We start from the raw sequence: 12,358 nt of genomic DNA, 5'->3' as shown, positions 1-12,358 counted from the left end.
CGTGGGCGACGATCAAGCACGAACCGTCGTCTCCCAGGGGGGTACTTGTGTCCGAGCTGTCCGAGGTATCTGAAGTGTCCGAGGCATCTGAGGTACCTGAGGCCTCCGCGGTATCTGAGGTCTCCGCGGTATCCGACGCGTCTGATGCATCCGACGTGTCTGGGGCATCAGACGTGTCTGGGGCGTCTGGGAAGTCCGGAGCCTCCCAGGCCTCCGCAGCCTCAGAGGTCAAGGCCGAACTCGACCGGCTGATGCGTAGGTTCCTCGGTGCGTTCACCAACACCGACGGCAGGCGGCCCGACGTCGACCGGGTCCGGGAGGTGTTCATCCCGCAGGGGATGATCATCAGCAACGTCGGGGACGAGCCCGTGGTCTACGATCTCGATGCCTTCATCGAGCCCCGCGAGAAGATCCTCACCGACGGTTCGCTGACGGAGTTCTCCGAGTGGGAAGTCGCCGAGCACACCGAGGTGTTCGGGTCGGTCGCGCAGCGGTTCAGCGAGTACCGCAAGTCCGGTTTCCTCAACGGCACGTGGTTCGAGGGCTCCGGCCACAAGGCGACCCAGTTCGTCCGGACGCCCGCCGGGTGGCGTATGAGCTCGATGGCTTGGGACGACGTGGCCGACTGACCGCGCCGGGGTGACGGTAAGGGGCTGGCGGTGCCGGGCCGACGGTGACGGTGACGGCCCCACCGTGACGGGCCGACCGTCACGGGCTGACGGTGCCCGGCCGACCGCGCCGCCGTGACGGCGACGGCCTGCCCGTCCCAGGCCGGTCTACGTGTTGCCGTCGTGGCGAGCCACTTGCCCATGCCCCGCGTAGAGGGGGCGGGCCCCCGACCTCAGTGACGGTCGGCCTGTTCCGGTGGCGGGACCGCAGAGGCGTCCCGTCCGGTGAGGACGCTCACGATGTGTGGCCAGGCCTTCGCGCCGAGGGCCGCGTCCGCCTGTGGCGTGCCGCCGTAGCGGAACCGGCCCGACGGAGGCGGCGGCCCCTCCCCCGGCAGCCGCGGTCGGTGCCCGGCATCGGGAGTGCTGACAACGTGTGACGTACGGCCCGCCGCGGACCGCCGTGACGCCAACTCCCTTGCGAATGCCGCCGACGGCCACATCTCATCGTCACCGCCGGCCACGAGCAGAAGTTCCGCCGCGGACCGCTCGATCGGTATCACGGCCTGCCGTGCGTCCTCGGGGAAGGTGCGCCGACTGCGTTCGTAGAGCGGCGCGTAGGCGACGGGCTCGCCGGCCGGTTCCGTCGGCGCCCAGTCGTCGTCATACGGAACGAACGGGACGGGCTCGCCCCGCCATGTCCAGCATGAGCGGTAGGGGTGGCTCTTCCCGTCGAGGCCGGGGCCGAGGTTTCCCCAGACCAGCGACGTAGGTGAGAGCGCCACCACCGCGTCGATACGGGGATCTCCGGCCGCGAGCAGCAAAGCGGCCTCGGCGCCCTTGGACGCTCCGAGCACGCCGATCCTGTCCGCCCCCTTGGCCTGCAAGAGGTCGATGGCTTTGGTGAAGGTCTCCAGCGGAACTTCGCAGATTCCTCCGGGCTGCCCGGCACCGCCGAACCATCTGAGCGACAGGGCGGCCATTCCGGCTCGCGCCAGCAAGTCACATCGGTGCGTCTCGATGCGACCGCTCGAACCGGCCAGCACGAGTACGCCCACCGCGCTGCCGCCAACAGGCTCTGCCAGTACGCCTTCCCACGGTGTGGTGAGCGTGTCCACGGTGATCTCCACGAGCCTCCCCTCCCCTGGAGCCGGTGGCCCCGGCTGCCCTCGTCGGAGATCTTCCCTCAGGCGCGCCTTCCCAAAGCGTGCAGGTATTCCAGTGCGTCCGCGACGACGGTGCGTTCGTGCCAGGTGAGCCAGCGGCCCACCTGGCGGCCGGTGGCGATGAGAGCCTTGACCTGGGCAGGGTGCAGGTCCGCCGCGGGACGCTGGAGGTGTGCGGACACCATTCCCACACACGTACCTTCGTCATCGACCAGCGGGACACTGTGGCAGGCGCGGCTGTCCGCGGCGAGGATGGCGTGGCGGGCCTGCTCGGTGAAGACCGGGTCGGTGGCGACGTCGTGCACGGTGGTCAGTGCCACGTCCTGGGCGGCGCGGGCGCAGGACGTACCGCTCTCGCCGACGAAGGCGAAGAACTCCACGAAGTCCTCGCTCAGGCCGGTGTGCCGTTCGATGCGCAGACCCTGTGCGTCGCGGTCCACGGTCTGTACGTTGCCCATGTCGGTTCCCGTGACGGCCAGACTCTGTGAGAGCACCGCGCCAAGCACCGTGCTCCGGTTCACGCTCTCCTCGTCCTCGACTCCGATCGCGTACAGCGGCGGCGGTGGCTGCCGGGTGCGTCCCGGGAACCACAGCTCCTTGTGTTGATCAGGTCTGGGTGTACGCACGACCGCTTCGGCCAGGACCCTCAGCTTGATGTTGGAACGCTGCGAGGCCTGCCGCAGCAGCGCGAACGCGCTTTCCGCGTCCGGGAGTTGGTAGCGCTCCTCCAGGATGCCCTGAGCGTGCGAGATCAGCGGCCGGCTGCGGACCCGGGCCTGCAGATGACGCACCTCCTCCCGCAGCCGCGCCACTTCGGCGAGCACGGCATCCACATCCGGCTCCCCCACTGCACCGGCGGCGTCCGTCTCCTTCATCTGGCCTCCTTCATGTGGCCTCCTTCATTCGCCCCTTGCCTATCTCCCGGAGGGCGTCGGGGACAAGTCCGGGGGTGGGCATGTGATCACGCCGCCAGGGGGAGCCTGGCCAGCAGCGGGCCCGTGGAGACGACGGAAGACCTCGCCCCTACGATGGCCCGATGTCGTCGATCAAGCAGTTCCAAGTCACCTTCGACTGCGCAGACCCCGAGCGCGTCGCTCGTTTCTGGTGCGAGGCGCTGGGGTACGTCGTACCGCCGCCCCCGGAGGGGTTTGCCACGTGGGACGATTTCGATCGCTCTCTGCCGCCTGAGCGTCAGGGTTCGGCGTTCGCGTGCATCGATCCCTCAGGTGTGGGCCCGCGCCTGTTCTTCCAGCGCGTTCCCGAAGGCAAGGTCGTCAAGAATCGGGTGCACCTCGACGTGCGGGTCGGCACCGGCCTGGTGGGTGAAGAGCGGGTGGCCGCGCTTGAGGCCGAGTGCGCGCGACTGGTCGCACTGGGCGCGGTACGCGGGCGGCTACTGCGTGCCGATGAATTCAACGAGTCGTGCCTCGGGATGCAGGACATCGAGGGCAACGAGTTCTGTCTCGACTGAGCGGCCGCGAATCTGCCGCAGTCGGTCGGCGGCGGGACGTCGCTCAGGCGCGCCGAGCCTCTGGGGGTGGCGCACCGAGGCCCTCGGGGGCGTACCGCACCGGTCGACTTGCGAAGGCCGCCGCCCGCGGTCGTTGGGTGCTCCATAACCGGTCTCCCCGTGCGTCCCGATCCGGACGCCGGATCGGGCTTGCGGTTGCCGCTGCGTCAACTCGTACCGTCAGTTGTGCGGCCGGAGAAACCGGCCGGGTGATGGGAGGCACGGCAATGGCCTGGTCGATCGCGGACGTGGCCCGGATGTCCGGGGTGACGTCCCGGACCCTGCGGCACTACGACGAGATCGGTCTGCTGCCGCCCGCGTGGATCGGAAGCAACGGGCACCGCTATTACGAAGCGGCGGACCTGCTGCGACTCCAGCAGATCCTGCTGATGCGGGAGCTCGACCTGGGGCTGCGCGAGATCCAGGCGGTTCTGGACAGCCAGGTCGACCGGGTGGCCGTGCTGCGCGAGCACCACCAGCGCCTGCTCACCGAGCGGGACCGACTGGACACGCTGGCCCGCACGGTCGGGCGCACCATCGCCGAACTGGAGGAAGACAAGGACGGAAACAGCATGACGAAGATCAACAGGCCGGAGAACCTGTTCGAGGGGTTCGAGCCCTCCCCCGCCGCCGAAGCCGAGGTGCGCGAGCGCTGGCCCGCGGCGTACGAGCAGTCCCGGCAGGCCATCGAGACGATGACCGACGAGGACTCGGAGCAGTGGCAGCGTGAGGTGACCGCCCAGATGATCCGCTTCGCGGAGTTCATGGTGGCCGGCACCCCGGTCGACGACCCTGCGGTACAGGCCGAAATGGACGTCCACTACCAGGGGATCTGCCGGTTCTGGACGCCGAACGCGGCCGCGTACAGGGGGCTGGGTCAGACCTACGTCGACGACCCGCAGATGCGGGCGAACTACGACAAGATCGCCGAGGGTCTCGCCCAGTACCAGCGCGATGCGATGTTCGTGTACGCGGACAACCGACTGAGCTGAGCCGACCGCTGGCCCATCCTGCCGGGGGGCTGCAGACCCCCGGCGCGGCGCCCCCAAAAAACACATCTCGGAATGCGCCGGGCGGCCGGACGGATCACCCTGGAGTCATGGACGAGGTGACGATCACCGTGCACCGGCCCCGCGCGACGGGAGGCGGTCGGCACGTCACGGCTCTCGGTCAGGACATCGGCGTCGCCCACTCCGACCGCGACCTGGTCGAACTCCTGCGGCAGGCCGGACTCGAAGAGACCGACGCCGAGGCCATGGTCGACGGCGACTCCCGCGACATCGAGTGGCAGGGAGCGCCTGCCCACCGCTACGAGGCGGCGTGATGCGCCCCCGCCGACGAACGCGCCTGGCGGTTTGCTGGGCCCACCACATCTGGACGGCCGGCCGACGCGCGGGCCGCTGGGAAGAACGCATCCGCCGAATGAAGAACCGCCGACGCCGTTAGGAGCTCTGCGGGGAGTGTGGTGTGCGGAGTGTGGTGTTGTCGTCCGGCTGCTGCTCGGTGCGGCGACTGTCCAGTGCGCCGACTGCTCAGGCGCACTCTCGGCCCCGTCGAGGCCCGGGGAGGAGGGCATTCGAGGAAAAGAAATATGAAACCGGCAGGCCGGTTCTTTTACTCCGCATCACACCTCCCCTCACACGATTCACCACTCACCAACTCACCACTCTCGCTGCGAGCGCCGCCTGAACACTTGAACACAGGCGTCGACCATCCTCACGCGATGGAGGCCCCACCGGCGTACGTCGCCGGAACGGGCACCAGTGGAGTGGGGGCCGCGTGGCTCATTTGCGCTCAACACACGGGCGGGCACAGGCAGTTGACGCCGCGGCGGACGGGCCGGGGCTCGTCGCGCGGGCCGTTTCGCCGGCGCGGACGAGCACGTGGAAAGCGACCCGTGGCCGTACCCAGGGGGGACAGAGGTACGGCCACGGGTACTCGAAACCACCCCTCGAAGCCGGGGGAGGGCTTCGACGGGATGAAGCGGCTGGAGCCCAGGGCCCGCCTGCAACAAGAGGAACTATACCGCTTCCCCGGTTTCTGACTACCCCTCTCGCGTCGCGTATGGGCAGCCCCGTTCGGACCTCGCTCGTCACGCCGCGCAGCGTTGCGCCTCGCGGCATCAAGTCGCGCCGGGCACCTTGGACTTGGTGCCGGACGCGACCAGGGAGTCGAGACAGGAGGACTCGGCGAGCGTCGGCAGCAGCAGTCCCCAGAACCGGGTGAGGGGGGCCCGCGAGAGCCACCACGCATCCTGGCGGCCCAGGATCTCAAGACCCGCGGTGACCGCGACCACGACCGTCGCCGCGTCCCGCGCCGACGGTCCCGGCGCCAGGGCGCACTCCCCCTCGGCCCGCGCGAAGGCGCCCTCCACCCACTCCTGCCATTTGGCACGCAGGCCCACGACGGCGCGAACGTGCTCAAGACTGTCGTTCAGGCCGAACCCGGCCCGCAGCACCACATCCTGGTCCAGATTGCGCACCAGGGCGTGCGTGGCGTCGATCAGCATCTGGAGGGCGCAGTCGGCCTCCTGACGGGTGATCCCTTCGAGCCGCTGCGCGGCCGCCTGTCCCACCGCGTCGGCGAGGGCGGCCTTGCTGGTGAAGTGGAAGTGCAGCGCCCCGCTGCTCACCCCGGCCCGCGCGCTGATCGTGGACAGCGAGGCCACGTCGTAGCCATCCCGGTCGAACAGCTCGGCAGCGGACTCGATCAAGGTGTTGCGGGTGCGTACCGCGCGTTCCTGTTTGGCCATCTGAGGCTCCGGTGATGCGGAGGGGCAGGCAGCGGGCGGACTACCCCGGCGGGACGGGCCCCCCTCATGGCCGCCGTCACCTCCGGCCAGGGCACGTCACCATCGCATCAGCCCTTGCCGCGCGATCAACACTAACGAACCGCTCTGCCGGTTTCCACTGCCAGGGCATACGAACAAACGAATGATTATCCGGAACAACAGACTCCGGAGAGTCGGACCGGGAGGCCGAGTTCGCCCGATTCCTCCTTTCCGGAACGGGCCGATCAGGGCACGGCCGACCGCAGGTCCGGGAGGCGCTCGAAGAGCACCGGAAGGGAGGTGCCGACTCCAGCCATAGCGTCCGAGTCGAGGCCACCGACGGCGAAATTGACCAGAATGAGTTTTTCGCGACGGGCAACGGGCCGGCCGATCACTCCCGCCCGGCCCCGCGCCGCCGGTCCCCGACTCCCCCGCCGCCGGACCGGATCACACCCGCCGTCAGGCCGACGCGGGCTCCGCCGCCGCCAACTCCCGCTGCTTCATGGCGGCCTCGTACACCCGCGCCCCCCGGTCGGGGGCGAAGTCGAGCCGGACGAGCACTCCCGGGACCGCGAGGGCCGCCATCAGGTGCTTCTGAAGGTCCGTCATGCGTTCGGTCATGTCCTCGTGTCCGGTCATGATCTTCGAGAGGATCTGAACGCCCGTGAAGGCGGCGACGAACATCTTCGCGGCCGCCGCGACATCGATGTGGGGCAGCAGCTCCCCGCTCTGCTTGGCCCGCTCCAGGGTCTCCGCGTTGTGGTCGATCCAGTTCTGCATCGGCACGGCCCGGTCCAGCGCGTCGTGTGACGTCCCCTGGTCCACGGTGAGCCGCACGCTGCCCCGCACCATCGGATCGCCCTTGCCGAGCAGGTAGGCGAGCAACAGCGACTCGTCCAGGCCTTCCTGTAGCACCAGTTCCTGCGTCGGCACCCGCGGCACCGAGGAGAGCTGGTCGCTGAGCACGGCCTGGGCGAGCTCGTCCTTGGACGAGAAGTGGAAGTAGAGGGCTCCCTTGGTCACCCCGGAGCGCTTCAGGATCTCGGCGATGGTGGCTGCGTCGTATCCGACTTCGGCGAAGACCTCAGCTGCCGCGAGGAGGATCTTCTCCCGCGTCTTGATAGCCCGTTCCTGTTTCGCCACAACACACCTCCGCACCCCCCGAAAAGAAACCGTAGGGTTCGTATGCTAACACCAGTAACACTCCGTAGGTGCGGAAGTTACGGAATGGAAGCTTTCCGTGCCCGGCCAGGTCCCGAAGGGCTTGAGACTCTGGTGGTCGTCCGGCAAAATCGCAAAGCATGGGTAAAACCCAAAACCAGTGGACCGGTTTTTCGTGCCTCCATCGGCCCTCGTCCCGCAATGGGACGGCACGGGACGGGCTCGCTGTCGCGCACTCAGTAACGGCATGTCACACCCGTGATCGCCGTCCGGCGGCCGGGCTCCCCCACCCGTACGGACGGCAGGTTACGCCACAACGGGCCATCACGGGCCGGAAGATGTCCGAAAGTAAAAACCGGTTGGTATGTATCTTACGCCCTTCCCCCTTCCGCTGTTGGGCTCTTGATGGCGCATTCGCGCTGGATGGTGGGCCCATTCACCAGGGATGTGCATGAGCACGTACGCGTTCTGCTCGTGCTCCAACTACGCCCGGCCCGCCCCCACTTGACCGCTCTCCCGGCGCGCCGGACGCCGGTGTGCCGATACTGGGCGGGTACGCGAGGCAGAGCCCCCAGCCGGGCTCCCCGCCCTCGGCCGCCCCACCTCGGAGTGAGCATGACGAAGCAGCAGGGCCGGGCGGTGCGGACGCGGGCCGCCCTCGTGCAGGCCGCGGCCGCGCACTTCGACCGGGAAGGGTACGAGGGCACCTCGCTGAGCAAGGTGTGCGGGACCGCGGGTACTTCCCTGGGTGCGCTCACCTTCCACTTCCCGACGAAGGGCGCACTCGCCGACGCGGTGATGGCCGAAGGCCGCGCGCTGACACAGGCGGCGCTGCTGCGAGTCTCGGCGCTGCCCGGTCCCGCGCTGCGCAAGGTCGTCGGGCTGACGCTGGAACTCACGCGCCTGCTGGAGGAGGAGACGGCGGTGCGCTGTGCGGTGCGGCTGGCCAGGGAGCGGCCGGGCACCGGGGGCTGGTCGGACATCTGGCGTCCGGTGGTGAAGCAGTTGCTCGACCAGGCGCACTCCAACGGGCAGTTGAGGTACGGCGCCGGGCCGGCGGAGGTCGCGATGCTGGTCGAGTACCTGACTGCGGGCGCGGAGGCGTTTCTGCGCGGCCACCCGGACGCGGGGGCGGCGGCCGGGACCACCGTCGCTCAGCTCAAGAGCGTCTGGCGGCTCGCCCTTGCGGGAGTGTGCGTCACGACGGAGGCGGGCTCGGCCGAGGAAGCCGGGTGGCCGAGAACCGATCCTGTGGACAGGCCAACGGTCCAGACTGGCCACGATGATGACGGCCTTTCGGAACACTGGTCAGCCAGCTGTTCCTGAAGCGTTCCGTTCAGCCTCAGGAGACCTGCCCAGTCACTCGACAAACAGACCGAGCACCCTTTATTTTGCTTAGGAAAGTGCGCCACTTCGCACGCCCGGGGGAAAAGGCATGCTGATCACCGAAGGACGTTCGCCCACGTCACCGCAGGGTTCGCCGGATACGACGGCGCCCAGAAGCATGCACGGCGCCCGGTGCCGGCAGACGCGCCCCTGAGGGCGCGGACGTACTCCTGACCCGTTGGCCTCGGGCCCCCGACCCTTCGGAAGCCGGCGAACCGGCTGTTCTCCGAACCCTGCGGCCTCCTCACGAAGCGCTGGACGGCGGACATTTCGCCCCTCCGCCCGCATGTCGCCATCAACACCCGGCTACGGTCGCTTCGGTCGCTGTCGCGGGTGCGGACCCCCGTGCCCGCACCCGCGCCCCAGTGGAGTTCGCCGACCGCGGGACTGTTCGAGCGCTCTGCACTAGCCTGTGCTGAACACATCTCGAAGGTGAGTCGCTTCGGTCGCTGAAAGGAACCACCCATGCCCCCTGACCTGGGGTTTTCAGATAGCGACTCATATCCGCGCGGAGCGATCGAGCACGAGGAGCGCAGACCGCGGACGCCGCTCGGGACCGCTCTGTGGTGCGCGGAACAAGGCTGGCCGGTCCTCCCGTTGGCACCGGGCAGGAAGACTCCCGCCGCCAACTGCGGCCCCTGCCGGGACCAGTCGCACAGCGCGCAGGACTGCCCCTGCATCCCCGCCGGTCGCTGGTGCCACGGTTTTCACGCCGCCACCACCGACACCTCCCGGATCCTGGCCTGGTGGACCGAGCAGCCCCGCTTCGGCGTGGGCGTGGCCTGCGGGCCCGCGAACCTCGTGGTGATCGACGTGGACGCGCACGCGGCCCCGCTGCCCGAGCCCGACCGCCTGCTGCCGGGCATTCACATCCCCGCCTCGGTGTCCCTGGGCGGCTTGCAACACGGCTTCCACAGCCTGGCGCTGCTGGCCGCGCTGCGCGGCGCACCGGACCCGAGCCAGGACGACACCACCCTTCGGGTACGCACCCCTTCGGGGGGCCTGCACCTGTGGTACACCGCGCAGCCCGGCCACAACTGGCGCTGCTCCAACGGCTCCAGTGCCCGGCGGGCCCTGGCCTGGCAGGTCGACGTACGCGCCCACGGGGGCTACATCATCGCTCCGGGCACCACGACGGCCGTCGGCACGTACACCGCTTGTCATCCCGTCAGGCGCCCCGCGCCGCTGCCGGGCTGGCTGGCGGCTGAGCTGGAGCGCACCGGCCACCGCCCGGCCGCCCCAACGGCCCCCGCGGCGACGCCCGTTCCCTCACGCGCCCGTGCCGCCGTCATCGCAGCGTGCGGTGGCCGGGACGCCGCGGCACGCACCCTGTCCACCGTCCTGACCGCGGTGACGGACTGCGCCGGCACGGCCGAGGGCGCCGGCTTCACCGAGAAGCTGAACCGCGCCGCGTTCACCGCGGGCGGCCTGGTCGGCGCCGGCCGCATGCACCTCGCCGACGCGGAGGCCGCGCTGGTCGCTGCCGCCGCGCAGGCCCGCCCCGGCCAGGAACGCCGCTGTCTGCAGATCATCCGCAGCGGGATGAGCGCGGGGAGCCGACGGCCGCTCGATCCGGGAGTACGTACGTGAACGACGCACCGGCTTCCAGGGAGGGGCTGTTCGACCCGGTCGAAGTCGCCCGCCAGATCATGCTCGGCTCCGCCGACGGCAGCATCCCCGCCCAAGCCGCGCCCGATCGCGTAACTGCGCATGGAGCCGCCGAGGCCACCGAGCACGGACTGCTGCCGGACAGCCTCAGCGACCGGGGCAACGCCAAACTGTTCGTGTCCCTGTACGGACGCGACTTCCGGCACGTGCCGGGGCTCGGCTGGTACCGCTGGTCCGGGTTCCGCTGGGAGATCGACGAGGACGACACCGTGCTGTGGGCGGCTGGTGAGATGGCCGAGTCGCTCGCCGAGACCGACGCCCGTACGCGCTACACGGACTCGGCACTGCGCCGCCATCGGCGCCGGGCCCTGTCGACGTCGGGGATGAAGGCCATGCTGATGCAGGCGAAGGCCGCACCGGGGATGGTCCTCAACGCCTCCCTGCTCGACGCCGATCCGTACGCGCTGTGCACGCCCGAGGGCGTCATCGACCTCGCCACGGGGGCCCTCGCCCCGCCCGATCCCGAGAAGCACTACCACTCGCGCGCGACGAGCGTCCCTTCCCGGACCATGGCCACACCGCGCTGGCAGCAGTTCCTGACCGACACCTTCGGTGACGACGCCGACGGCCGCCAGATGATCGACTTCCTGCACGTACTGCTCGGGTACTCCATCACCGGCGATGTCGGCGCGCAGATCATGCCGTTCCTGTACGGGCAGGGCAAGAACGGCAAGAGCGTCCTGCTGGACGTGATGGTCAAACTCCTCGGCGACTACGCCGACGCCGCCCCGCCCGGGTTCCTCATGGCCCGCCCCTTCGAGGGGCACCCCACCGACCTGGCCGAACTGCACGGGCGGCGCATCATCGTGTGCTCGGAGCTCAAGCCCGGTGACCGGTTCGACGAGGCCAGGGTCAAGCTCCTCACCGGCGGCGACCGCATCAAGGCCCGCCGGATGCGGCAGGACTTCTTCGGCTTCAACCCGACCCACAAACTGTGGCTCCTCGGCAACCACCGCCCCGAAGTGGGCACCGGGGGCTACGCGTTCTGGCGCAGGATGAAGCTCATCCCCTTCGAGCGGGTCGTCGCGGACGACCGCCAAGTGGACAACCTCGCCGACGTCCTGGTCACCGAGGAGGGCCCCGGCATCCTCAACTGGCTGGTCACCGGCGCCCGTCGCTACCTCACCGGGTCGCGGGACCTCACCGGCCCTCAGCGGGTCCGTACCGCCACGACCGCGTACGCCGAGACCGAGGACCACACCGGACGCTTCCTGGGCGAGTGCTGCACGCTGGAGCCCGCGATGCGCGCCGAGCAGGCGCAGCTCTACAACAGTTACAAGAACTGGTGCCAGCTGGAGGGGGCCAACCCGGTCTCGTCCAGAGCCTTCGCCGCCCGGGTGCGAGAGACTGTCGGCATCGCCACCCCCAAAGACATGATCCTTTCGAATCAGCGGAAGTTCTATCCCGGTATCGGGCTCAACGCTGAAGTGGGAGCAACCTCATGAGCGCCCTGATCGAGCCTGGGCAGATCGCCCACGAGAGCGAGCTCGTGTGGCTGGAGGACACCACGGACCTGGACTACGTGCGCCAGAGCCTGGACCGGCTGCCCACCCGCCGCGGCAAGCCCGCCTACCACCGCGGCGGCCGCATGGTCGGGTACGCGGTGCTCGGCCCCGACGCACGCTCCTCCCGTGCCTCCGGCACCTTCCTGCGCCGCGTGTTCTGGCTCGCCCCGCACGACCGCGACGGTCAGCCCCGCGGCCTGTACGCCTCCGGCGCCCCGTCGGAAGCCGTCGACCCGCGCACGATCGCCCCGCGCGTCAAGGGTTACAAGACCCAGCGCTCCGAGGGCGGCCCGGAGTCCGAGGCGATGCGCGAACTGGGCATCACGCTGCCGAAGGCCTGAGCGCCTTGGCCACGCATACGTCCGTGCCCTCAGCAGCGACCAGCGACTGAAGGCGTACAGCGCCTCAGCGACGGAACGGGCGAGCCTGTGGACTTGGAAAAACACCAGGTCACAGCGCTCCCATCGGGAACGTAGCGACTGAAGCGACCGAGAGTCGGATCTATGAAGACATTCCCGCGTGTGCGTGCGTGTGCGCGTGTGCGCGTCATAGATAGGAGGCTTCAGTCGCTTCAGTCGCTGTTT

12 protein-coding genes are annotated in these 12,358 nt (G+C 69.4%); 8 read left to right on the top strand and 4 right to left on the bottom strand.

Going from position 1 to position 12,358, the window contains the following annotated elements:
* Positions 1-47 precede the first annotated feature (47 nt).
* A complete protein-coding gene (locus OG522_RS38455) occupies positions 48-629 on the top strand; it encodes a DUF4440 domain-containing protein (protein ID WP_329468089.1) in 582 nt (193 codons plus the stop codon).
* 212 nt (positions 630-841) lie between these two features.
* Here OG522_RS38455 and OG522_RS38450 read toward each other — a convergent pair whose 3' ends face one another.
* Both OG522_RS38450 and OG522_RS38445 read right to left on the bottom strand, forming a co-directional pair.
* On the bottom strand, positions 842-1,738 hold the full coding sequence (locus tag OG522_RS38450; RefSeq protein WP_329468088.1) for an acyl-CoA thioester hydrolase/BAAT C-terminal domain-containing protein: 897 nt from the start codon (positions 1,736-1,738) through the stop codon (positions 842-844).
* Positions 1,739-1,794: 56 nt separating this feature from the next.
* A complete protein-coding gene (locus OG522_RS38445) occupies positions 1,795-2,649 on the bottom strand; it encodes an ANTAR domain-containing protein (protein WP_329468087.1) in 855 nt (284 codons plus the stop codon).
* 161 nt (positions 2,650-2,810) lie between these two features.
* On the opposite strand from OG522_RS38445, the gene OG522_RS38440 reads away from it, so the two are divergent.
* From OG522_RS38440 to OG522_RS38430, 3 genes are all read left to right on the top strand, one after another.
* Entirely contained in the window at positions 2,811-3,245 is a 435-nt protein-coding gene (locus tag OG522_RS38440) for a VOC family protein (RefSeq protein ID WP_329468086.1), read from the top strand.
* A gap of 266 nt (positions 3,246-3,511) precedes the next feature.
* Positions 3,512-4,276 carry a MerR family transcriptional regulator gene (locus OG522_RS38435; protein ID WP_329468085.1) on the top strand — a complete coding sequence of 255 codons (765 nt, stop codon included), beginning with the start codon at positions 3,512-3,514 and terminating at the stop codon, positions 4,274-4,276.
* A gap of 107 nt (positions 4,277-4,383) precedes the next feature.
* Positions 4,384-4,608 carry a hypothetical protein gene (locus tag OG522_RS38430; protein WP_329468084.1) on the top strand — a complete coding sequence of 75 codons (225 nt, stop codon included), beginning with the start codon at positions 4,384-4,386 and terminating at the stop codon, positions 4,606-4,608.
* Positions 4,609-5,406: 798 nt separating this feature from the next.
* On the opposite strand, the gene OG522_RS38425 is transcribed toward OG522_RS38430, so the two are convergent.
* Positions 5,407-6,036, bottom strand: a complete 630-nt coding sequence (locus OG522_RS38425; protein WP_329468083.1) for a ScbR family autoregulator-binding transcription factor — start codon at positions 6,034-6,036, stop codon at positions 5,407-5,409.
* Between the two features lie 477 nt (positions 6,037-6,513).
* Positions 6,514-7,197 carry a ScbR family autoregulator-binding transcription factor gene (locus OG522_RS38420; RefSeq protein ID WP_329468082.1) on the bottom strand — a complete coding sequence of 228 codons (684 nt, stop codon included), beginning with the start codon at positions 7,195-7,197 and terminating at the stop codon, positions 6,514-6,516.
* Positions 7,198-7,830: 633 nt separating this feature from the next.
* Here OG522_RS38420 and OG522_RS38415 point away from each other — a divergent pair.
* The 4 genes from OG522_RS38415 to OG522_RS38400 all read left to right on the top strand — a co-directional run bounded on the left by OG522_RS38415 (position 7,831) and on the right by OG522_RS38400 (position 12,115).
* A complete protein-coding gene (locus OG522_RS38415; protein WP_329468081.1) occupies positions 7,831-8,541 on the top strand; it encodes a TetR/AcrR family transcriptional regulator in 711 nt (236 codons plus the stop codon).
* Positions 8,542-9,066: 525 nt separating this feature from the next.
* Complete coding sequence (locus tag OG522_RS38410; protein WP_329468080.1) at positions 9,067-10,191, top strand: bifunctional DNA primase/polymerase; 1,125 nt, start codon at positions 9,067-9,069, stop codon at positions 10,189-10,191.
* Positions 10,192-10,250: 59 nt separating this feature from the next.
* On the top strand, positions 10,251-11,714 hold the full coding sequence (locus OG522_RS38405) for a DNA primase family protein (RefSeq protein WP_329468619.1): 1,464 nt from the start codon (positions 10,251-10,253) through the stop codon (positions 11,712-11,714).
* Positions 11,711-12,115 carry a DUF6009 family protein gene (locus tag OG522_RS38400; protein WP_329468079.1) on the top strand — a complete coding sequence of 135 codons (405 nt, stop codon included), beginning with the start codon at positions 11,711-11,713 and terminating at the stop codon, positions 12,113-12,115. The genes OG522_RS38405 and OG522_RS38400 overlap by 4 nt, the downstream gene beginning before the upstream one ends.
* Positions 12,116-12,358 lie beyond the last annotated feature (243 nt).

The sequence above is a fragment of the Streptomyces sp. NBC_01431 genome (genome assembly GCF_036231355.1).
Taxonomy (GTDB): Bacteria; Actinomycetota; Actinomycetes; order Streptomycetales; family Streptomycetaceae; genus Streptomyces.
The sequence above is the reverse complement of the archived record's forward strand: the minus strand, read 5'-3'. Positions and strand labels throughout refer to the sequence as shown.

What these genes read in the sequence shown, in the direction of transcription:
- OG522_RS38445 (WP_329468087.1), bottom strand. Translation starts at nt 2,649, where the DNA reads ATGAAGGAGACGGACGCCGCCGGTGCAGTGGGGGAGCCGGATGTGGAT.
- OG522_RS38440 (WP_329468086.1), top strand. Translation starts at nt 2,811, where the DNA reads ATGTCGTCGATCAAGCAGTTCCAAGTCACCTTCGACTGCGCAGACCCC.
- OG522_RS38435 (WP_329468085.1), top strand. Translation starts at nt 3,512, where the DNA reads ATGGCCTGGTCGATCGCGGACGTGGCCCGGATGTCCGGGGTGACGTCC.
- OG522_RS38430 (WP_329468084.1), top strand. Translation starts at nt 4,384, where the DNA reads ATGGACGAGGTGACGATCACCGTGCACCGGCCCCGCGCGACGGGAGGC.
- OG522_RS38425 (WP_329468083.1), bottom strand. Translation starts at nt 6,036, where the DNA reads ATGGCCAAACAGGAACGCGCGGTACGCACCCGCAACACCTTGATCGAG.
- OG522_RS38415 (WP_329468081.1), top strand. Translation starts at nt 7,831, where the DNA reads ATGACGAAGCAGCAGGGCCGGGCGGTGCGGACGCGGGCCGCCCTCGTG.
- OG522_RS38410 (WP_329468080.1), top strand. Translation starts at nt 9,067, where the DNA reads ATGCCCCCTGACCTGGGGTTTTCAGATAGCGACTCATATCCGCGCGGA.
- OG522_RS38405 (WP_329468619.1), top strand. Translation starts at nt 10,251, where the DNA reads ATGCTCGGCTCCGCCGACGGCAGCATCCCCGCCCAAGCCGCGCCCGAT.
- OG522_RS38400 (WP_329468079.1), top strand. Translation starts at nt 11,711, where the DNA reads ATGAGCGCCCTGATCGAGCCTGGGCAGATCGCCCACGAGAGCGAGCTC.